Source organism: Sulfuricurvum sp. PD_MW2 (genome assembly GCF_002633015.1).
In the GTDB taxonomy this organism is placed as follows: Bacteria; Campylobacterota; Campylobacteria; order Campylobacterales; family Sulfurimonadaceae; genus Sulfuricurvum.
Window position 1 is genome coordinate 1 of the sequence record NZ_NSIU01000031.1, and the last position, 22,110, is coordinate 22,110.

The 22,110-nt window shown below is 40.9% G+C and carries 22 protein-coding genes; 19 read left to right on the plus strand and 3 right to left on the minus strand.

Annotated elements, in window-relative coordinates; genetic code table 11:
- From CJD30_RS10545 to ligA, 5 genes are all read left to right on the plus strand, one after another.
- A partial coding sequence (locus CJD30_RS10545) for a hypothetical protein (RefSeq protein WP_294918888.1) occupies positions 1-535 on the plus strand: 535 nt, incomplete at its 5' end.
- A gap of 188 nt (positions 536-723) precedes the next feature.
- Positions 724-1,041: a hypothetical protein gene (locus CJD30_RS10550; RefSeq protein WP_294918889.1), complete on the plus strand. Its 318-nt coding sequence runs from the start codon at positions 724-726 to the stop codon at positions 1,039-1,041.
- Positions 1,031-1,321 carry a type II toxin-antitoxin system RelE/ParE family toxin gene (locus tag CJD30_RS10555; protein ID WP_294918891.1) on the plus strand — a complete coding sequence of 97 codons (291 nt, stop codon included), beginning with the start codon at positions 1,031-1,033 and terminating at the stop codon, positions 1,319-1,321. Before CJD30_RS10550 ends, CJD30_RS10555 begins: the two co-directional genes overlap by 11 nt.
- A 64-nt stretch (positions 1,322-1,385) precedes the next feature.
- A complete protein-coding gene (locus tag CJD30_RS10560) occupies positions 1,386-2,333 on the plus strand; it encodes a tetratricopeptide repeat protein (RefSeq protein WP_294918893.1) in 948 nt (315 codons plus the stop codon).
- A gap of 11 nt (positions 2,334-2,344) precedes the next feature.
- On the plus strand, positions 2,345-4,357 hold the full coding sequence (gene ligA, locus CJD30_RS10565; protein ID WP_294918895.1) for an NAD-dependent DNA ligase LigA: 2,013 nt from the start codon (positions 2,345-2,347) through the stop codon (positions 4,355-4,357).
- On the opposite strand, the gene CJD30_RS10570 is transcribed toward ligA, so the two are convergent.
- Complete coding sequence (locus CJD30_RS10570) at positions 4,283-5,476, minus strand: FAD-dependent oxidoreductase (protein WP_294918897.1); 1,194 nt, start codon at positions 5,474-5,476, stop codon at positions 4,283-4,285. The genes ligA and CJD30_RS10570 overlap by 75 nt on opposite strands.
- An 86-nt stretch (positions 5,477-5,562) precedes the next feature.
- On the opposite strand from CJD30_RS10570, the gene CJD30_RS10575 reads away from it, so the two are divergent.
- The 14 genes from CJD30_RS10575 to CJD30_RS10640 all read left to right on the plus strand — a co-directional run bounded on the left by CJD30_RS10575 (position 5,563) and on the right by CJD30_RS10640 (position 17,712).
- Positions 5,563-6,273, plus strand: a complete 711-nt coding sequence (locus tag CJD30_RS10575) for a TlyA family RNA methyltransferase (RefSeq protein WP_294918899.1) — start codon at positions 5,563-5,565, stop codon at positions 6,271-6,273.
- Positions 6,254-7,081 carry a bifunctional riboflavin kinase/FAD synthetase gene (locus CJD30_RS10580; RefSeq protein WP_294918900.1) on the plus strand — a complete coding sequence of 276 codons (828 nt, stop codon included), beginning with the start codon at positions 6,254-6,256 and terminating at the stop codon, positions 7,079-7,081. Before CJD30_RS10575 ends, CJD30_RS10580 begins: the two co-directional genes overlap by 20 nt.
- A 59-nt stretch (positions 7,082-7,140) precedes the next feature.
- Positions 7,141-7,818 (plus strand): F0F1 ATP synthase subunit A, encoded by a 678-nt coding sequence (locus CJD30_RS10585; RefSeq protein ID WP_294918902.1) that lies wholly within the window; start codon positions 7,141-7,143, stop codon positions 7,816-7,818.
- Positions 7,819-7,827: 9 nt separating this feature from the next.
- A complete protein-coding gene (locus CJD30_RS10590) occupies positions 7,828-8,118 on the plus strand; it encodes a hypothetical protein (RefSeq protein WP_294918904.1) in 291 nt (96 codons plus the stop codon).
- A gap of 94 nt (positions 8,119-8,212) precedes the next feature.
- Positions 8,213-10,210, plus strand: coding sequence for an AAA family ATPase (locus CJD30_RS10595; RefSeq protein ID WP_294918906.1), 1,998 nt, complete (start codon positions 8,213-8,215; stop codon positions 10,208-10,210).
- The gene (locus tag CJD30_RS10600; RefSeq protein WP_294918908.1) at positions 10,191-11,114 is read left to right on the plus strand and encodes a hypothetical protein; all 924 of its coding nucleotides are present in this window, start codon (positions 10,191-10,193) and stop codon (positions 11,112-11,114) included. The genes CJD30_RS10595 and CJD30_RS10600 overlap by 20 nt, the downstream gene beginning before the upstream one ends.
- A gap of 25 nt (positions 11,115-11,139) precedes the next feature.
- Complete coding sequence (locus CJD30_RS10605; RefSeq protein ID WP_294918910.1) at positions 11,140-11,964, plus strand: DUF3800 domain-containing protein; 825 nt, start codon at positions 11,140-11,142, stop codon at positions 11,962-11,964.
- Positions 11,965-12,056: 92 nt separating this feature from the next.
- On the plus strand, positions 12,057-12,614 hold the full coding sequence (locus tag CJD30_RS10610; protein WP_294918912.1) for a thiamine phosphate synthase: 558 nt from the start codon (positions 12,057-12,059) through the stop codon (positions 12,612-12,614).
- Positions 12,615-12,631: 17 nt separating this feature from the next.
- Positions 12,632-14,059: an Asp-tRNA(Asn)/Glu-tRNA(Gln) amidotransferase subunit GatB gene (gene gatB / locus CJD30_RS10615; protein WP_294918914.1), complete on the plus strand. Its 1,428-nt coding sequence runs from the start codon at positions 12,632-12,634 to the stop codon at positions 14,057-14,059.
- Between the two features lie 8 nt (positions 14,060-14,067).
- Positions 14,068-15,627, plus strand: a complete 1,560-nt coding sequence (locus tag CJD30_RS10620) for an ion transporter (protein ID WP_294918915.1) — start codon at positions 14,068-14,070, stop codon at positions 15,625-15,627.
- A complete protein-coding gene (locus CJD30_RS10625) occupies positions 15,624-16,325 on the plus strand; it encodes an NAD-binding protein (RefSeq protein ID WP_294918917.1) in 702 nt (233 codons plus the stop codon). Before CJD30_RS10620 ends, CJD30_RS10625 begins: the two co-directional genes overlap by 4 nt.
- A complete protein-coding gene (locus CJD30_RS10630; protein ID WP_294918919.1) occupies positions 16,322-17,212 on the plus strand; it encodes an NAD(P)H-dependent glycerol-3-phosphate dehydrogenase in 891 nt (296 codons plus the stop codon). Before CJD30_RS10625 ends, CJD30_RS10630 begins: the two co-directional genes overlap by 4 nt.
- A gap of 3 nt (positions 17,213-17,215) precedes the next feature.
- On the plus strand, positions 17,216-17,506 hold the full coding sequence (locus tag CJD30_RS10635; protein WP_294918921.1) for a Dabb family protein: 291 nt from the start codon (positions 17,216-17,218) through the stop codon (positions 17,504-17,506).
- A gap of 8 nt (positions 17,507-17,514) precedes the next feature.
- Positions 17,515-17,712: a hypothetical protein gene (locus CJD30_RS10640; RefSeq protein WP_294918923.1), complete on the plus strand. Its 198-nt coding sequence runs from the start codon at positions 17,515-17,517 to the stop codon at positions 17,710-17,712.
- On the opposite strand, the gene CJD30_RS10645 is transcribed toward CJD30_RS10640, so the two are convergent.
- Positions 17,709-19,658 (minus strand): ABC-F family ATP-binding cassette domain-containing protein, encoded by a 1,950-nt coding sequence (locus tag CJD30_RS10645; RefSeq protein WP_294918924.1) that lies wholly within the window; start codon positions 19,656-19,658, stop codon positions 17,709-17,711. The two genes, CJD30_RS10640 and CJD30_RS10645, sit on opposite strands and share 4 nt — an antisense overlap.
- A 131-nt stretch (positions 19,659-19,789) precedes the next feature.
- The coding region (locus CJD30_RS10650; RefSeq protein ID WP_294918926.1) for an EAL domain-containing protein at positions 19,790-22,110 on the minus strand (2,321 nt) is incomplete at its 5' end.

The following is a 22,110-nucleotide window of genomic DNA, read 5'->3' on the forward strand; positions in this document are numbered from 1 at the left end:
AAATAATCTTCACAGACTAGATTTTCTTCAAGAAAAAAGAGAATTGTCTACTGATGAGAAAGAAGAACGTAATCTATTACAAACAATAGTTCAAAATAAGCAAGAAAAATTGACTTCATTAAATAATGCTACGAGAATATTGTTTATAGGAAGTGTAGAAAACTATGCTGATTTTCAATTTGGGACCAGTGGCGGTGAAAGAGCTTTGAATGGTATTCTAAAAAAGTTCAATTCTTCTCGGATTGGAATAAATGGAAAAACAAAAATTGATGTTTGGAAGGATAAGTTTTTTGTATCAATGCACTTATCAGATGAAGAACTGAAGGAAGTTCTCAATAGGCTTAACTTAAATGCAAAAAATGACCTGACAATGCAATCATATTATCTTGATAGGCTAAGCGATGAGATAAGAATTGGTATGGCTATGCCTTCGATTGCATTGGAATTATGGTATCAAATAAATATTCGTGGTCATGATGAAAAAAATGTCATGAAATCTTTTAATCCTTCTGGATGGGAATTTGGATTGGGTTGATGTCTAACAACACAAATAAAACCAACCAATTAAACAATGTATAAGTGACTTTTTTTCTCGTTCCCACTTTCCAAGTGGGAATGCTGACTGAAAATATACACTCCCACTCAGGAGAGTGGGAGCGAGAAAAAGAAAAGGACATATAAAATTCGTGTATAATATTCCGTAAGATTACACTGGAGATTACAATGGTCGCCTACAAACCTAACGAACTGATGAGTTCGACCGATGTCGCCAAAAACTTCGGAGCAGTCCTCTCCAAACTCGCCAACCACGAAGTAGATAAAATCGGTGTTCTCAAAAACAATAAACTCGATTTTGTCCTCATGCGTAATGACGAACTCGAAAATCTGATCGAACAAGAGATTCAGCAAAGACAGTTCGAAGCGGATAAGCGAATGGTAGCTCGACAAGTTGAGGCATTGCGAAGCGGAAACGTAAAAACTTATTCACTCGATGATGCAGAAAAAATGTTAGACGAAACGTTAGCGCGTTATGAAGATTGAATTTGATCCCGAATTCATGGCTGCTTTGATCGAACAGATCAGAATAATAGCCGAAGATAAACCAAGAGCGGCGCGAGAATTTAGACATGAGCTGATAATGCAATGTAAATCATTGGTCGATATGCCGTATCGTTGCCGTAAATCGATCTACTACGATGATGAACATGTACGAGATTTGATTTTTCGAGGTTACGTTATCGTGTACATGATTCAAGCAGAGAGTATTGTCATCACCTCTTTGATTAATCAACAAAATTTCAAGCCCAAAAGTATCAAATGATGGACTTTAATTTGACGGCATATCAAGCTACAATATCAAGATAAGGCAAAAAAAGGAGGATAATGTGTTTAGCTCGCTCATTAACTCCATCATGCATGCTATCAAGTTTAGACAACTGCTCAAAGATGCCAAAGCAGGTGATCCGATTCTCCAAAATAAACTTGGAGCGATGTACTACGACGGTAGCTATGTCAAACAAGATTATGCTAAAGCGTTGTATTGGTATACCCAATCGGCTGAACAAGGCTATCCTCAAGCCCAAACCAATTTGGGTGAAATGTATGAAAATGGGGAAGGGATCAAAATCGATTATGAACAAGCGGCAAAATGGTATGAAAAAGCAGCGGTTCAAGGAGACCCTATCGCCCAGAATGCACTTGCTTGGATGCTGGAAAAAGGGATAGGATTAGAAGCAAATATACAACAAGCATTCCATTGGTATCATCGAGCTGCAGGGCAGGGAAATGCTGCTGCCCAATATAATCTTGGAGTGATGTATTATAACGGTATCGGAGCCGATCAAGATAAACGTGAAGCACTCCGATGGTATCAAAAATCTTCAGAATTGGATTATCCTCCCGCATTGACGGCTCTGGGCAATATGTATTTAGCGGGTGAGGAAGTGATTCAAAACAATCCTAAAAGCATGGAACTTTTTCAAAAAGCCGCAAAGCAAAATTATCCTGATGCACAAGTTCGCTTAGGTGAAATATACGAAGAGAAAAAAGAGTTCAAAAAAGCTCTTCCGTTATTTTTTCAAGCCGCACAGCATGATCATCCGACCGGACAAACAAATCTTGGGATCATGTTTGCCTTTGGTGATGGCGTTCTCAAGAACGGTGTGATTGCTTATGTATTGTTGAACAAGGCAGTTGAAAACGGGAGTAAAACGGCCAAAGAGATTCGTGATACTATCGCTAGAGAACTCTCATTGACCCAACAAGAAGAAGTAAAACTGCTCCTTAAAGAACCAAAGCAGTTTTGGAAACTGATAGAAAATAATTTAGTATAAAAGACAGATATATGACCCGAACCGACTATAAAAATGCCGTAGAATTACTAAAAAAATACGCTTACCACTATTATGTGCTCGATGATCCGATCACGACGGATGAAGAGTATGATATTCTTTATCATCAGGTGGTGGCGTATGAGAGCGAATACCCTGCTGATATTATTTCTGATTCTCCGACACAGCGGGTAGGAGATGTACCGCAGGATAAATTTGACAAAGCACAGCATCTCAGCCGTATGTGGAGCTTGGAAGATCTCTTTAACCGTGAAGAGTTGGAGACGTGGGTCAACCGTATCACCAAAGTCTACGGCGATGTCCGTTTTTACTGCGAGCCCAAATTTGATGGGGCGAGTTTGAATCTGATCTATGACAACGGCGCATTGGTTCAAGCTATTACCCGAGGCGACGGTGTCGAGGGGGAAGATGTCACCCAAAACGCCAAAACGATACAATCTATTCCTCTCTCTATTGATTACATGGGTCGTATTGAGATACGCGGTGAGGTGGTTATCTTCAAAGAAGATTTTGAAAAGATCAACGAAGAGCGGCTCAAGAGCGGTGAATCGCTGTTCGCCAACCCGCGCAATGCGGCAGCGGGGAGTTTGCGCCAACTTGATACCCGTATTACAGCATCGCGCCGTCTTGTATTTATGCCCTATGGGATCGGAGCCAATACGCTGGAGATCAAAAATCTCTCCCAGCGGATGGAGTGGGTCTATGCTTTGGGATTTCGTAATCCCCACATGACCCATCTGTGCGAGAGTGCCGAGGATATTGAACGTTTTTATCATGAGATGCGCGTCGAGCGGGATAATTTCGCGATGTTGCTCGATGGGATGGTGATCAAGGTTGATTCCATCGCTGTCCAAGACGAACTCGGCTACACCGTCAAAAATCCCCGTTGGGCGGCGGCGTACAAATTTCCCGCTATTGAGAAACTTACCACATTGCGTGAGGTGATATTGCAGGTGGGTCGTAGCGGCGTCGTGACTCCCGTCGCTATCGTTGAACCCGTTGACATTGAGGGAGTAACGGTAGAACGCTCTACACTACATAATTTCGATGAGATAGAGCGCAAAGACATCCGTATTGGCGATAAAGTCATAATACTCCGAAGCGGAGATGTTATCCCAAAAATTGTCAAGGTGATCGCAAGTGAGCGCACCGGAAGCGAACAGATAATTCCCCGTCCTGCGCAGTGCCCAGTGTGTGGAAGCGAGCTTCTCGATGAGGGGGCGCTCATCAAATGCCAAAATATGGGATGTGAAGCGCGAGTGGTGAACTCGATCATCTATTTTGCCTCTAAACAATGTCTTAACATCGACGGTTTGGGAGATAAAATCGTCGAAGCGTTACACAGTGCGGGATTGGTGCATGAAGTGAGTGATTTATTTGATCTGAATATGGATCAGCTCCTCTCATTGGAGGGATTTAAAGAGAAAAAAAGCTCTAATCTCATCGATGCCATTGCGGCGGCAAAAGGGTGCGATTGCTGGCGCTTTATCAATGCGTTGGGAATTGAGCATATCGGTGAAGTGGCCTCGAAAACGCTCTGCACTGCATTCGGGACCGCGTTTGATACGGCAACCCATGAGGAGATTTTGGCACTGGAAGGGTTTGGAAAAGAGATGGTTGAATCGATTCTCGAATTCGTTCGTGTCAATCAATCTAAGATTGAAAACCTAAGAAACATTCTCCAACCTGTTGCTCCTGTAAAAGTGGAAGCTTCAGAGAACCCGTTCAAAGGCAAAAGCGTCGTCATCACGGGATCGATGTCGGTGCCGCGTGATCATATCAAAGCCATGCTAGAGGTATTGGGAGCCAAAGTAGCTTCATCGGTCTCGAAAAAGACCGATTACGTGGTGTATGGCGAAGATGCGGGGAGTAAATACGACAAAGCGGTCGAATTGGGTGTCCCTTTGCTCACCGAAAGTGAGTTTCGCGCCTTAACGGCGCTTCCCGATAGCACTTCGGCGGCGGAGGGGACTGCTGTAAAAGTGAAAAATAGCCTTTTTGATTAAATAGGCGAGATACCCTTTGATCTTAATCCCTCCCGGGAGGAGTCCGGCTCCGTACTCTCCGCCGAGCGCGATCATAACCCCTTGATTTTTAAACCGAAACGGGAGTTTTTCTTTACCTGAGAGGGATCGGCAAATATTGCGAACGGCGTGTTCGGCTCCCCGTTCGGCAAGTTGTGCGGTTGGAGGGATAAATTTGCCGTTTTCATCGACAGCATTCGTGATATCCCCGATCGCATAGATATTGGGATGGTTGGGAATATTGAGATTTTCATCGACGATCAAATGCCCTTTTGGATTGGTATCAAAGCCGAGGAACTGGGTGAGTGTCGAAGCGGCGATCCCTCCGGTAAAAATCATAAACTCAAAATCGAGAGTTTTATCGTTATCCAATATGATCTGATTCTCACGTACTTCGCTGATACGGTTGTTATGCCAGACGTGAACTCCAAGTTGTACGAGTCGTTCGTGTGAACTTTGGATCAAGAAAGGATCCATCCCAAAGAGGATACTCTCGTAGGCATCGATCAAATAAACATCTACCCCACGGCATCCGAAATTCCCATTTTGGTAAAAATGGTTGGCATACGCTGCCATTTCAGCGGCAATTTCGACACCGGAGAGTCCTGCTCCCCCGATGACGATATTGAACGGCTTGACTTCGCACCCTTGGCTCTGCGCTTCGATTCGGTTGAGGAGCGCTCGTTCAAACTGCTGTTTGAAATCGAGTGCGCTAGGGATACTTTTTACTCCGTGGGTATGTTCGCGTAGCCCTTTGATAAACGGAGGAAAATAGGTTCGGCTTCCGGTTGCGATGATGAGTTGATCGTACGCGATTTTTTGCGTTGGAGTGGAGATGTTTTGGGTGGCGGTATCGATACCGGTGACCTCTTCACACACAAATTGAACATGACGAAAACTGTTGCATAATGAGGGCAAGTCGATCATGACTTGGGACATATCGATTTTATTTGCGATAAAGTCATACACTTCGGCTTGCGTATAGTGGTATGGATTTTGGTCGATGAGGGTGATCGTCAGATGATCTTTTTTGGCAAGATTCTCCATGGCTCGGATGCCGCCGTATCCTCCTCCGATGATAACCACATGATTTGATTGCATTTATACCCTTGCGTTGAAACTGATGCGCAATGGTATCCTAAACAAAATTATGTCACCATAACGTATTAAGAAGTGAATGGAACACGATGAGATTAGACAGTTATTTAGTAGAGATAGGACTTGTAGAGAGCCGAAATAAAGCACAACAGCTGATCAAAGATCATGCCGTGAGTGTCGATGGAAAAATTATCGACAAGGTTTCGTTTGACGTGATAGAGGGGATGAGCGTTGAGATCGACGATACCCAGATGTATGTCAGCCGCGCGGCAATCAAACTCAAAGGATTTCTCCCTCATACCGAGTGGAGCTTGAGTGGGCTCAATGCTTTGGATATCGGTTCCTCCACCGGCGGATTTACGCAGGTATTATTGGAAAACGGTGTTGCGAACGTCACTTGCGTCGATGTCGGAAGCGATCAACTCCATCCGAGCTTGCGGAGCGATCCGCGTGTTTGCATACATGAGAATACCGATATAAGAGAATTTAGTACGGAATCACCGTTTGAGATTGTGACGTGCGATGTGGCATTTATTCCGTTGGAACTTATCCTTGAATCGATTGATCGACTCTCGTCTCGTTATATCATTGTTTTGTTCAAACCGCAGTTTCAGGTTGGACGCGAGGTGAAACGAGATAAAAATGGAGTCGTCAAAGATAACAAAGCAGTTCAAAAAGCGATGATCCGTTTTGAGGACTCTTGTGCCCTTTTGGGATGGAAACTTGTTGCCAAAGAGATCGCTCATATCGCAGGGAAAGAGGGAAATCAGGAGATTTGTTATGGCTTTATCAAAGGTTGACTCAATCGCCATCGGTGGATTTGATGGAATGCACATCGGACATCAAAAACTCTTTAACGAATTAGGAAAAAACGGCGCAATTGTGGTGATTGAGACGGGTTATGCCAATCTCACCCCTAAAACCGAACGCGAACATTACACCCACTATCCGATTTTCTATTACTCTTTAGAAGATATCCGCCATTTGGAAGGGGAAGAGTTTGTTCATATGCTTCAAGAACGATTTCCTTATCTCAAAAAGATTGTCGTCGGATACGATTTTCATTTCGGGAAAAACCGCCGTTACTCCCATGCTGATTTAGGTGAACTGTTTGCAGGAGAGGTCAAAGTTGTCGATCAGGTATGTATCGAGAACGATTCTGTCCATTCTCATAAAATTCGTTCCAAAATCCAAATCGGTGATATCAGCGGAGCAAACCGCTTTTTGGGACACAACTATTGTATCAAAGGGCAGGTAGTCAAGGGGCAAGGGATTGGGAAAACCGATCTTGTTCCCACCATCAATCTCGAATGCAGTGGATATCTTCTCCCCTATGAGGGGGTATATGCGGCACTGACCCGTATTGATGGAGAGGAACATTTTCACCCCTCGGTTGTTTTTATAGGGCATCGGGTGAGTACCGATGGCAGCTATGCGATAGAGAGCCATATTTTAGGAGAAGAGATCAAAAGCTGTGATCATGCGACGATCTGTTTTGTCAAATTTTTACGCAAAAATCAGAAATTCGAATCGCTTGAAACGCTAAAAAATGCGATAAGTGATGATATTTTAAACGCACGTCGTGAGCTCATCCATCTGAGTTTATAGGAATTTAATCTCTATTGGGGTAAAATCCCGCTAATTTTTCATGTAAAGGAACACTACTTATGGGTGAGTTGTTTACCTTCTTCGGCCTTATCAGCCACGAACATTCGTTCATTTTCTTAACGCACATGCTTCTTACAGCGGCGATTGTGTTGATTATTGCGAAAATGGCGACATCAAATCTTCGTCTTGTTCCAAGCGGAGCACAAAACGTTATGGAAGCGTATCTTAACGGTGTACTTGCAATGGGTGCAGACGTTATGGGTAAAGCGGAAGCTCGCCGTTATCTTCCTCTTGTTGCAACTATCGGTCTTTTTGTCGGTATTGCAAATATCATCGGGGTTATTCCTGGTTTTGAAGCGCCGAGTGCGTTCTTGGATTTTACCCTTGCGTTGGCTTTGGTTGTATTTACGTACTACAACTTCGAAGGTATCCGCCGCAATGGACTCATTAGTTACTTCAAACACTTCATGGGACCGGTATGGTGGTTGGCATGGTTGATGTTCCCGATTGAAATCGTTTCACATATTTCTCGTATCATCTCTTTGAGCTTCCGATTGTTCGGTAACGTCAAAGGGGACGACATGTTCTTGATGGTATTGTTGATGTTGGCTCCATGGTTGCTTCCTATGATCCCATTTGCATTGTTGACGTTCATGGCATTCTTGCAAGCGTTTATTTTCATGATGCTCACCTACGTTTACCTTGGTGGTGCGGTTCTTCTTCACGACGACCACTAAGACCCATCGATGATGAAGCGAAGTACGTTTGACGCACTGTTAAGCTTCCTCGGAGGCGTATCCTGGGCTTTTGTTATTGTCGGAGCCTGGGTCACTTTTCAATCTTTCGTTTTTCTCGGTATCGTTCCGGCGGTTATGTTCACTTTCCTTTTCATCTTTTTAGCCATTTTTTTGTTGTTGGTGTTAGAGACGATGTCGATGGCACGTGATCGTAACGATTTGATAGCTAAACAAAACGAGATGCTCGAAGAGATTCGGGAATCGTTCAAAAACTCCTCTGAAAATGCTTCCCAAGAATAAGCCATTTTGGCTTTGCCTGTTTTCTCAAAATATTAAGCTCACAAAAGATACTATAAGTCATTAAAAATTATATTGGTTATTTTTAGGGTGATGTATGGAATTAGTCTATTTATGGGTTGATAATTATAAAAATATCCATCAGCAGGGGTTTAATTTCAGTGGGCGGTATCGATGCGATTATAACCCCGAAACAAACGAACTCACGATTGATGAAAATACAGATTACGTCCATATCTTCCCAGAGAATATCAATGTAACGGCGATTGTCGGGAAAAATGGGAGCGGAAAAAGTAGTCTTATTGAATTAATTACATATTTCAGGACTGAAAGATTCACGAAATATGTTGATAGTTTTTCGATTGCAGTGTTTTTCAAAAATAATTCTTTTTATATTCTTACACCTTACACAAATTTAACGCATATTTTTAACCAAGCCAAAGTTAAGATAGTTAATTTAACTGAGCACACAGTTAACTCTCATGATCACGCACATATAGATATAGATTTAACCTTTTTTGCAAATATTAAATTTGATTTTACTATGCAATCAAAACAGCATCAAAATTATCACAGCGGTCATTTTAATGATTTTTATCAGGGTGGAATGTATTATAAAAATAATGAAGCTGACGATTTCAACATCAAGTTTGTCAACTTAATTCAAAAAGAGAATCATTTTTTTTCTTTTTTAAATGCAGATTATATATTTGATTCATTTGAAGTTGAGTTTCATGAAGATGATTTTTTAGATCATGTTGACAAGCAAGAATCTTACTACGAAAAACTTTCTAAATTACGTCAAAAACTTGAGTTTGATCAAATACGGTTGGAAGGGATGACTGTTCACGATATTCTAAATGAAGAAAAGAATCATGAAAAAACGATTGCAAAACTAAGAGTCAAAACTCTTATCTTATCGACTATTATCAGTTATTGCATACATGAAATAATAAATGCTATAAATGGTTTTCGTAATGACATAAAGAGTGTGAGTGATATGTTGATTGATGATTTTCTTGCAGCTTTTAATGTTGTACCAGAAGTTGATCAAAAACCTAATTCAAGTGAATTTTACAGTTATCTTATTGCCTCATTTTTGGCGTGTACAGTAATTATGCAGAAAAAAGTTTTTGAGTATCAAAAAGCTTTTTTAGACTGGTCACAACAAAAAAAAGGATTAGCATATTTAACTCATGAATTTGATGAAAGATTAGAAGATGTGATGTTTTTTCTATCAAATAAAAAGATCATTGATGATCTTTTTGAGCTTTTTCATCCTATAGAAGATGAAAAGTGGTCTTGTAAAACAATACCGTTGAAAATAGGTAGTGAAGAAGCTAATGGAATGTTTGAAACATTATCAAAAAATTTATTCTTTGCAAGCTTTTATAGACAAGGGATATTAAAAATAAATTTTGTTCATAGTGTGAATGGATACAGTTTCAATCACTTAAGTAATGGTGAAAAAATCAGATTGACAACATTTATAAATCTTGCACATAAATTTATAAAGTCATATACAATTCAAGAAACAAGTATTTTAATGTTTGATGAAATTGAACAGTCATTGCATCCTTCATGGCAAAGAAATTTTTTATATGATTTGTTCTCATGTTTTAGACAAATTGAAAATATTTATGAATTGAAACATCCAAGACTACATTTCATTTTTGCTTCACATTCTCCATTTATGTTGTCTGATACACCGTCACAAAATATTATATTTTTGGACCGTGATGAAAATGGAAAGTGTAAGGTATTTGATGGATTAAAAAACAAAAAACAAACTTTTGGCGCTAATATCCATACACTATTGAGTGATGCTTTTTTTATGGATGAAGGGTTAATGGGAGAGTTTGCGAAAGAGAAAATTCAGTCTGTTATTGATTTCTTGAATGGTGTGAATGAGAGTAATCTTGACCAACAAAAAGCTTGGTCAATTATCCAGCTAATCGGTGAACCTTTTTTAAAACAAAAACTCGAAGAGAAATTTCATGAAAAATTTTCAACAGAAGAAGAAAAACGAAAAACTAAGATAAAGCAACTTGAAGATGAGTTAGAAAGGCTTAGAAGTGCTCAGCCTGAAAATTGATTCATCACAAGCAAACCAATACGTAGAAAAAATGTGGGAGCATCTTCATAAGCAACTAAATCGAGTTATTGCTTCACGAGGATTAGGTAAAACAAAAAAGAGAGCAGTGAGTAGACTTTCAGATAAAGAGGTACGATTTTTAGAGTCAATTAATACAGAACAAAAGATAAAAGAGATTCTTTCAAGTATACCCTCAAAATTACGAGAAATTATTGATGAATTTGAGAAAAAAAATCCCTCTTTACGGGTAAAAACAAGCAATATCAATAAAGTTTTATACAATGTATTTATCAGCAATGGCTATGAGCATAAAATTTTCAATGGATTAAAGTTTGTAGATGATTTAGGGCTTCAAACGTGTCCTTATTGTAATCGTGCGTATATACAATCGGTGAGTAAAAGAGGTGTTGTTCGTCCTCAGATAGACCACTTTTATCCCAAAAGTCTATATCCCTATTTAGGTTTGTCTTTTTACAATCTTATCCCCTCTTGTGCTGTTTGTAATGGAACAACGGCTAAGGGTGATAGAGATAGCTATCACGATAATCTTATCAATCCTTATGACATAAAAAATGATGATTTCAAATTTGCTTTCGAGTTTGTGACTGTCGATAGTGTGCAAGTTAAGTTAGATAAAAAGATTCCTATTCACGACGAATATTTCAAACTTGAAGAGTTTTATCAACATCATAATGATGTTGCTGATGAATTGTATACAAAACTATATAGAGAAAATACAAAAGAACATTTTGATTCATTACGAAAATCATTAACTAATATAGGTTTTGATGAAGATGAAATTCATCGATTTATTACTTGTGGATATTTAAAAGATGAAGACTTGCACAAACGCCCCCTAAGCAAACTCATCAAAGACATCTCCGAAGAATTGGAGTTGATATGAGCCAACAAATGAGGACAACTAATTAATGCCGTGGCGACATAAACCCATAGAGATATACAAAATCCCTGATGTTGATTACTTTCTTTTTATGGACGAGAGCGGTGAGCATAATCTTAATAATTTCGATAACACTAAACCCATATTTACCCTCAATGGGGTTATGGTCGATGCAAATCAATATACCGCTTTTAAACGTCGTATAAATGCGTTCAAAGACACCTACTGGGAGAATGGATGTTTTTTAGAAAAGGGGAAACATCCTAAAAAAGTGTGTTTTCATAGTCGTGAGATTCGACGGCGTAGCGGTGCGTTTTCAAAACATTATTTTGATGATACACGATATGCTCAGTTTATGGATGAATTGACTGCGATGATGAAAGAGTTACCGTTTGAACTTATCGCCGCTTGTATCGATAAACAAACGCTTGTATCACGCTACATTCATCCCAAAGAGCCGTATGAGCTGGCTTTAGAGTTTATTATCGAACGGTTTGCCAAATTTTTAAACACTCACAACAAAACTGGGATTATAATTTTGGAATCACGAGGGAGAAAAGAAGATGCAAAATTATTGGAGCTATTCTTAGAGTTATTTAACGATGGCACTAACTTTGTCAGTCATCGTGTATTGCAAAGAACGATTACGACAGGGGTATATTTTAATCCGAAGTGGAACAAAGAAAAAGAGAACCTTGATACGTTTGTGGGATTAGAGATTGCCGATTTGTGCGCACATCCGATAGGGCATTTTGCGTTTAAAAACGAAAAAACGAAGCCGTTTTTAACAATCGAGTCAAAGTTTGTAGGATTTCCAAATTATCAGGGAAAGGGGTTGAAGTTGTTTCCATAATAAGCTTACGGGACGGATCCCGTACGCCGACCGACTTTAGCCGATCCACTTGCGAGAATTATATCTCAATTTTACTAAAAGTGACAAAAAACATGACATTAAAACATTACCTTATCACCGATCCCTCATTTTATGGCACTACGCCCGATCACCTCGAATTGGCGCTTGATGTCGTTTATTCGCATCGGCTTCCCGATTTTGCACTGTTCAGAGACAAACAAACCGCTGATTATGCCGCGCTCGCCCATACGTTTGTAACGATTTCACGGGAATATAAAGTTCCTCGTATTTTGCTCCACGGTGATTATACCCTCGCGCATGAACTCGGAGCGGATGGGGTACATCTCACATCTTCACAATTCGACGCTATTGCAGAGGCAAAATATCTGGGGCTCTATGTCATCATCAGTACTCATAGCCATGAGGAAGCACTGAAAGCGCAAGAACTCGTTGCCGATGCCATCACCTACAGCCCGATTTTCCCCTCGCCGAACAAAGGGGAACCCAAGGGTTTAGAGGATTTAAAAGAAATTGTGGATAAAATAGAGATACCTATTTTTGCGCTCGGCGGAATTACGACCGAGGAGCAGATCAAAGCGGTTGAGGAGTGCGGCGCATACGGCTTTGCCTCTATCCGCTATTTTATATAACCTAAGGATTTTCTCAGATGTTTGAAACCATTATCGGTTTGGAAGTTCACGTCCAGCTCAATACCCAATCTAAACTTTTTTGCTCATGTCCTACCAGCTTCAATCACGAACAAAACACCAATACCTGTCCAACCTGTTTGGCTCTTCCAGGGGCACTTCCGGTGCTAAATAAAGAAGCGCTTCGCAAAGCGGGAATGTTCGGTACGGCGGTAGGAGCAACTATCAATCGTACCAGTTTTTTCGACCGTAAAAGCTATTTTTATCCTGATAGCCCAAGCGCGTATCAAATCACGCAACTCTATACTCCTATCGTAGAGCATGGAACCCTCGTGATCGATTTTGAAGACGGAAGCCAAAAAACGATCCGTATCAATCGTGCACACATTGAAGCGGATGCCGGGAAAAATATCCACGAGGGATCGATTTCCAAAGTGGATCTTAACCGTGCGGGTACACCACTCCTTGAAATTGTCTCTGAACCCGATATGCGTTCGGCTGAAGAGGCGATTTTGTATCTCAAAAAACTCCACTCGATCGTCCGCTACATCGATATCTCGGATGCCAACATGCAAGAGGGATCATTTCGCGTTGACGTTAACGTCTCTATTCGACCAAAGGGGGATGAAAAACTCTATACCCGTGTCGAAATCAAAAATATCAATAGTTTCCGTTTTATCCAACGGGCGATTGAAATCGAAGTAGCGCGCCAAAAAGAGGCATGGGAAGATGGCGTTTATGAAGAGGAGATTGTACAAGAGACCCGGTTGTTTGATCAAGTGAAACAAGAAACACGTTCTATGCGCGGTAAAGAGGAAGCGGCCGATTATCGCTATTTTCCAGAACCGGATTTACTCAAAGTGATCGTAGATGATGCCATGTATGCTGATATTTGCAGCATTCCTGAACTTCCAGATGCTAAAAAAGAGCGTTTCGTTAACGATTTTGCGATTAGTGAATACCATGCATCGCTCATCACCGCGGATTTGGAAAACGCCCACTATTTTGAAGAGATGCTCTCTTTGGGAATAAGTGCTAAAAATGCTGTGACATGGCTCATCGTTGAGCTGCAAGGACGTCTTAGCGGCGGGGTTACCCCTTCCACCTCACCGATCAGTGCGGTAATGCTTGGAATGCTAGTTAAACGGATCGAAGAGGGTGTTATCAGTGGGAAAGCAGCTAAAGAGGTTCTCGATTATCTTCTCGAAAACGGTGGAGATATCGATGAAGTGATCGAAAAACTCGGACTTAAACAAGTGAGCGATACCGGTGCACTTGAGGCGTTGATTGATGAAATTCTGAATGCTAATGCCGATAAAGTAGCCGAGTACAAATCAGGAAAAGACAAACTTTTCGGCTTCTTCGTCGGTCAAGCGATGAAAGCCTCCAAAGGTTCGGCAAACCCGAATACGCTCAATGAAATCCTACAAGCTAAATTAGCGCAATAAGGGTGTAGATGATAGGTCGATGGATAGTAGGAATCGCTTTTTTTCTTCATGATTCTCTCCGCTATCGACGCGTAAAGAAATTTTTTCATAATCTTCTCGAAAATCCTGCCTATCCGTATAAAAAGTTCTTTGATTATACGATGATGGTATTGATTGTCATCAGTGTTTATATACTGGTGCATCACGTCAAATATGAAGTTAAACCTGATTGGCTCTTTTTTAATAATTATGTTATTTCTGTTATCTTTATGATCGAGTATTTGCTTCGGCTTTGGGTATACAGCGATAACTCCAAAGTGATTATTGAGCAGTACGAGCATGATCTTTTTTTACAACGTCCCTTTAAAATTTTGGTTGCATTCCGTCAAATCATAATCACGAAATCAAAATTTGTATTTTCTCTTTCCGCTATCATTGATTTGCTCGCGATTATGCCATTTTTCCATGAAATGCGATTGTTGCGAGTCTTTATCCTCTTTCGTGTCTTTAAACTTTTCCGATACGCAAAAAGTTTGCAGCAATTTGTTTCGATATTGGCCTCCAAAAAATTTGAATTTTTGACACTTGGAGTTTTTGCCTCGGTTATCATAACCGTATCTTCTGTCCTGATTTATGTTATGGAAGCAAATAATCCAGAATCTCCGATAAATACTCTTTTTGAGGCGGTATATTGGTCGGTTGTTACTATTTTTACGGTCGGGTATGGTGATTTCGTTCCGGTTACGAGTGAAGGGCGAACGGTTGCAATGGTAATTATCGTTGCAGGGATTGCTGTTATCGCATTTACGACATCCATTGTTGTATCGGCATTTACCGAAAAGCTTGACGAGATCAAAGAGGATAAGTTGATTGATGACGTATCCAAATTTGATCAGTTTTATTTGATCTGCGGATATGGTCCATTAGCGGCGCAAGTGGCACGCCGTTTTTTAAAAAACGGTAAACAGGTGATTATCATCGAGAGCAACCATCAAAAAGTTGCAGAAGCGCAAAAAGAGGGATTTTTAGCATTAGCCTATAATCCTGCATCATTGCACTCATATCATACGATTCGTATCAATTTTGAAACACAAGTCATTGCAGCCATTTTGCTTGAAGAGAGTGATGTATTGAATGTGTATACGGCATTGACAATACGAGAAATTTCAAAAAAAGTTAAAATTCTCTCTATTTTGCTCCACCATGAAAATCGACGAAAATTGACATTGGCAGGGATTGACGAAGTTGTTTATACCCAAGAATTAGTTGGATTAATGAGTAAAGAGGTGAGCGGAAGACCGGTTGCATTTGAGGTTATTCATGCTTTGCGCTCGGAAAATAACGGTGTTTTTATCGAGGAGATCGTATTGGATACGCTCATGGCTCAACACTTTTTTGAAACGACGAAACACTCAATGTTTCATAAACGTTTGATCGTTTTAGGGGTCTATAAGCAGCTCAGTCAATCTTTTTTCTTTAATCCCTCAAATACTCTTGTTATTGAAGAGGGGGATGTCGTTATTGTGGTAGGAACACGCTCCTTGATTGATGAGTTCAAGATACAAATGCGAAGGAAAAAACGCTCATGAGTTATCAAAGTGCCATTGTATTTGGATTTAACGAATACGCTAAACAAATAGCGCTTCAAATAGCACCTGAATACCCTTCCTTCGCCATTTTTGTGATGAATGAATCGGAACGTATTTTGGCAAAATCAGCCGGTTTTGAAGCGGCACTGTTTGATTTGGGGGAAGATTGGAAAATTATTGAAGAACGATTTGATCCTAAAAATTTAATAGTTTTTTGCGCTTTGGATAAAGATGCCGAAAATGTTTTTTTAACCATTTCTCTGAGATCGATTTTTGGAGATCTCCCGATTATTGCTTTAGCAGGTGATCATGAGAGTGCCGCAAAAATGAAAAGTGCAGGTGCCAACAAGGTAATGGCAACACAGCAGATTACCGCCAATATCATCACCGAAATGTTAGAAAAACCGACCGTAACCGGGGTATTGCATGATATTTTGTATGAAGAATCATTTTTAAAGATTGCTCAACTGGTTGTCCCTGAAGATTGTTTTTTAGTGGGGAAACATTTGCATGATATCGATTGGGGTGAAGAATTTGATTTGCTCGTTCTTGCGATTGTCGATCACCAACTCTCTGCGACGTTTAGTTTCACGTCAAAAGGGCACCATCATCATATCGATCCGGAAGATGTATTGGTCGTTGTCGGATATGAAGACAGTATTGCGGCATTATCTCAAGCAATGGGGATTATCAAATGAATACGATTGGAGTGATCGGCGCGGGCAAATGGGGTGAAGCATTAGCATTTGCAATGAGCGAAAAAAATGAGGTAATCATCACATCGCGTACCTCTCGTGAATGGCCAAATTTTAAGTCGTTAGACGAAGTATTGCAATGCCGCTATCTGATTATCACCGTACCCGCTCAGCAGATAGCACAATGGCTCAAAGAGAACTTTACCTATAACGGACAAAAGATTTTGGTGGCGGCCAAAGGGATAGAAGCCTCTAGCGGGCGTTTTCTGAACGATATTTACGGTGATTATGTACCGAATGAAAACTTGGCATTTTTATCAGGGCCGTCGTTTGCGGTCGAAGTAAAACAAAAACTTCCTACGGCACTAGTCATCAATTCGGCATCTGAGGAGACAGCACGTGAATTTGCGGAACTCTTCCCGAGTTTTATCCGTACCTATACAAGTTCGGATGTAATAGGGGCAGAGATAACGGGTGCTTATAAAAATGTTATTGCAATTGCGGCAGGGATTTGTGAGGGGTTGTCTTTGGGGCATAATGCAGCGGCAAGTTTGATTGCACGCGGGCTGGTCGAAATGCAGCGTTTTGGGAAAGCCTATGGTGCTAAAGATGAGAGCTTTTTAGGTCTTAGCGGAGCGGGAGATTTGTTTTTAACCGCGAGCTCATCAATGTCACGCAACTATCGTGTCGGATTGGGATTGGCAAGCGGGAAAACCAAAGAGGTCGTTTGTAGTGAGATCGGTGAAGTGAGCGAGGGGATTGGAACTGCTTATGCGCTTCATGAGATAGCACAAGAGAGAGGCATCTATCTTCCTATTGCTGCAGAGGTGTATGCAATTTTGGAGGGAAAATCTCCACGACAAAGTTTAAAAGATTTAATAGAGAGGTAAAAAATGTTAGTTCACATCGTAATGTTTCAGTTTAAAGAAGAGAATAAAGAGGCCAATATGGCACTTGTCAAAGGGATGCTTGAAGCTCTCCCAGAAAAGATTGAAACACTCAAACATATGGAAGTAGGGGTTGATATCAGCCGAAGCGAACGTTCTTTTGATATGGCGTTGATTTCCCATTTCGACGACCAAGCAGGACTTGATGTGTATGCGCCACATCCTGCGCACCAAGAAGTTGTCAGTATTATCAAAGAGGTGACAACACTCTCTAAAGTTGTTGATTACATCCGATAGGTCTAATAATGGGATGGACATGTCAGCATGACGCACAAGGGTTTTGCAAACTCTTGAAGGTTCCTTGCCAACCCGGTATCAAAGGGTGTACCCTAAACAAGGGGGCTGAAGTCGTTTTCACGACCGGCAGTTATGAAGGGGATAAAAAACAATCGGAAGAGTGGGGTGAAGCCATCGATTTTGCTGCGCTGGCACGAAGCAATTAGTTTTTTTCGATTTCTTCTAGTTTTTCCTCGATAGTGAGGAGTTCTTCTACTTTTTGCTCATAGATCTCTTCAAGTTTTTGTAGTTCTGAAGCCAGAACCGTAATTCCGATTTTTTCATAGCACTGCGGATTGGCAAGGCATTTTTTCTTATCATCCATCTGTTTTTCTATCTCTTCGATTTCAGAGGGCAATTGCTCAAGGGCAATCTTTTCTTTAAATGTGAGTTTGAGTGCTTTTGGTTTTTCAGCTTGTACTGATATCGTAGCGGTTGAGGTTTTGGTAAATTCGGCTTCCATAGCATCTATCTCATTGAGCTCTTTTTCGTCTTCGAGATATTCGCTGTAGGGTTTATAGCTCTCCTCGATGGTGCCGTCACCTTTGAAGATAAATAGTTTCTTAGCAATCTTGTCAACGAAATAACGGTCATGGCTGACTAAGATAACCGCTCCTGGGAAGTTTTGGAGTTTTTCTTCGAGGATGTTGATCGTTGGGATATCCAGATCGTTGGTCGGCTCATCCAAGATGAGACAATCTACTTTTTTCGTAAACAAGAGTGCTAACGCAACACGGTTTTTCTCACCGCCGCTCAGAATACCCACTTTTTTATCGAGAAACTCACGGGGAAAAAGGAAGTTTTTGAGATAGCCGTAAACATGATAATCCTGCCCCATTACGTCCACACGGTCTCCGCCATGAGGGCAGAATGTTTCGATGAGATTGAGGTTGTCATCGAGCATTTCTCGGTGCTGATCGAAATAGCCGATAGTGAGTTCACCCATTTTGATAATCCCACTAGTCGGCTTCAGTCGTCCGAGAAGGGCTTTGAGGAGGGTGGATTTACCACTGCCGTTAGGTCCGACGACGGCGATGACATCTTTTTGTAAAATGCGGGTTGAAAAATTGCGGATAAGCTCTTTATCCCCTAATTTCAAACCGAGCTTTTCAACTTCAAAAAGCATTTTTTGGCGGTTTACACCCTCTCCTCGATTGAAATGCTTTGCTTCGCGCTCCAATTCCAGTTTCATTTTTCGGATTTTGCTTGGGTTGTTTTTTGCATCTTCCCGCAGTTGCAAAACTCGTTGCTTTCGTCCTTCATTTCGCTTGAGACGTGCTTTTACCCCTCGGCGCAGCCATTCATTTTCAGATTTTAACAGTTTGAGGAGATTTTCATGCTGTTGCGCCATCGTGCGCAGCAGCTCCTGTTTTTGTTCCAAATAGTTGCTGTATCCCCCGTTAAACTCTCGCAGAGCACAATCTTCTACTTCGATTGTTTTGGTAGCGACCTGATCGATGAAATAACGATCGTGGGAAATAAAAAGGAGGGTAAAGCGCTCTTTGAGGATGAGTTCTTCAAGAAACTCGACCATATAGACATCAAGATGATTGGTCGGCTCATCGAGTAGGAGTATGTCTGGTTTGAGCAAAAGTAAAGAGGCTAGGGCGACACGGCGCTGTTCGCCTCCGCTGAGAAGAGTGACCTTTTTATCCTCATATTCTTTGAGCATGAAATGGTGCATAACCCGCTCGATTTTATCATCGAGATTCCATGCGTTGTGGTGATCGAGAAAGGTAGTAAGGCGCGATTGCTCTTCTAAGAATGCAGCATTGTCATAGTGTTCAGCAAGAAGAGTTGAGAGTTCATCAAAGCGTATTTTTGCTGTTCGTAGTTCACCTAGGCCTGCTTCAATCGCTTCGCGTACAGTGTGGCTCGGTTCAAATACAGGGACTTGGGAGAGCATTTTTATCTCGATCCCTTGACGGTTGATCCGCTCTCCCTCATCAGCATCAAGTGAACCGTGAACGATTTTCATCAGCGTTGATTTTCCGCTCCCGTTTTTTCCTACGATAACGACTCTCTCTCCCTCGTCGATATGAAAGTTGATATTTTCTAAAATTTTTTGAGCTTCGTAGTGTTTAGAGACGCCTAAAAGATCGACAAGTGCCATATGGGTAAATTCCTGTTTTTAATGCAATACGTATCTGCGAATTATAGCGGAGGGGAACTTATTGGTTACTATCTCTATAACTGATGTGTGAGCGTTCCTGCTCTTGACTATAGCGGATGCAGAATCATTGCTTAGTTTAGTTTTTGAAAATAAGTTATTAAAGCAGGATAGTCAAGCGGTCGACTGTGCCAATATCCCTGAATAGCATAACAGCCGATGAAATTTAAAATGTCAACCTGTTCTTTAGTTTCAGTCCCTTCAGCAATAGTTTTCATCTCCAAAGATGTTGCTAATGTGATGATGGCTTCAATAATGGCTCTATCTTGATGATCGCTAACAATATCATCTACAAATGATTTATCAATTTTAAGGGTAGAGACCGGGAATTTTTTCAGATAGGACATTGATGAATATCCCGTACCAAAGTCATCAATAGAAAAGGTGATTCCAAGATTCCGTAGGTCGTTCATTTTCTCTATTGCGATCGCAGGATTAGTGACGAGAGCACCCTCGGTAATTTCTAATTCAAGTTTTTCCGCTGGAAAGTGAGTCTCTTTCAAAATTTCTTTGATCGTTGTATTGAGTGTACTGTTTCGAAACTGTACCGGTGAAAGATTGACCGATATTTTCGGGACAAATCCGATGGTTTTTGATAGTTCAATCATGGTATTCAATGCCTCTTTCAAAATCCATTCACCCAAAACAATGATCAAATCGGTCTCTTCCGCGATGGAGATAAATTGCCCTGGGTTCATAAATCCCAGCTCAGGACTTTGCCATCGGACTAATACTTCTAGCCCTATGAATTTATTTGCTTTCGTATCCCATTTTGGCTGATAGACCAGAAAAAGTTCATTATTTTTCAAGGCTTTTCGCAGACCGTTTTCGATAATAAGTGTTTCCGATGCAAAATTACCTTTGGCAGGTTCGAAGAATAAATATGTGTTTTTTCCGTTGATTTTAGCTCCGTACATTGCCATATCTGCCGATTTTATGAGTAATTCGCTTTTTTCCCCATCTTCCGGATAAATGGCTATACCGATACTCGCCGTCATATAGATATCATTGTTTTCGATACTAAAAGGCATGTTGATAGCTTCATGAATAGTCTGAACCAATCTTTCGATTTCTTCTTTGGATTCGACAAGTGCTGTAATGACAGAAAATTCGTCTCCTCCCAACCGGACAATAAAATGGTTTTGATCATTTAGATTCGTAAAGCGTTCTGCTAATTTTTGTAAAAGTTTGTCTCCAACGGTATGCCCCAGTGAGTCATTGACCATTTTAAATCGGTCAAGATCAATGTAGAGAAGCCCGAAAGATTGGTTCTTGCTGTTTGCATGATTAATTTTATTGTCAAGTTCATCGCGGAAGAAATTTCGGTTTGGAAGATTGGTAAGGGGATCAAATTTCGCTAAATGACGGATATGTTCTTCCGTCGTTTTACGCTCTTGAATATCTTCTATGATTCCTATGTAATGAGTGATATTGCCGTTATCGTCGAAAACAGGGGAAATGGTCTCGAAGCACCAGTAAATGGCACCGTTTTTTTTGCGGTTTTTAAATTCCCCTTTCCATGTATATCCTTGTGTAATCGTAGCCCACATCTTTTGATACAATTCGGGTGGGTTGAGTCCAGATTTCATCTTTTTCGGAGTAGTTCCGATGAGTTCAGCTTCTGAAAAATCGTTAATCGTTAAAAAAGCCTGATTGACGTATTCGATAATACCGGAAGAGTCGGTGATGACAATACCGTTTGCACTCTGTTGTAGCGCATGAGAAAGAATGGACAATTTTTTCTCATGGATATGGGTAGAGAGTTCACTTCTACCCAAACGCCGGCCTAAAAAGAACAGGATAGCAAAGCCGACGATCCATATGAGGAAATGGCTTAAAATCAATTTTTGTATCGAACTGTTTTTAAATCCGTCGAACAGTGCAAGAGGAATAGTGACATCTGTCCCACCTCGGAGCTCACCGACTTTAAGCCCTGTCCATGCATGGCATTTCATACATCCTTTTTCCATAAACATTGGCTGCATGACACGTAAAGAGGTATTCCCATCATTAAAAATTACCTCTTTTACCTGCTTTTTACCGCGGCTTAATTCATCAAGCGCTTTCGCTTCCCATTCATCAGGAGCATTTTCAGGATTGAGATACATTTTACCGGTGATACGGGCTTTGATTCCATAAAGATCGGAATAGTCTCTCATAATTTCACGTAACATGCTGGCTGGATTGTACAGAGTGAGTGTTCGGCCTGATGGGGTGGTAATATCACGCTCTTGTGTATTGGCTAAGAATTCAATTGGTTGGGTGTCTTGGTTAACAATAAGATATGCTCCGCCGTGCCGTGTAGCCCAAAGTCTAAATGCCCGATCTTTATTGAGGTTTGTTTGGGCTACACGGCACGGCGGAGCATATCTTATTGTTAACCAAGACACCCAAC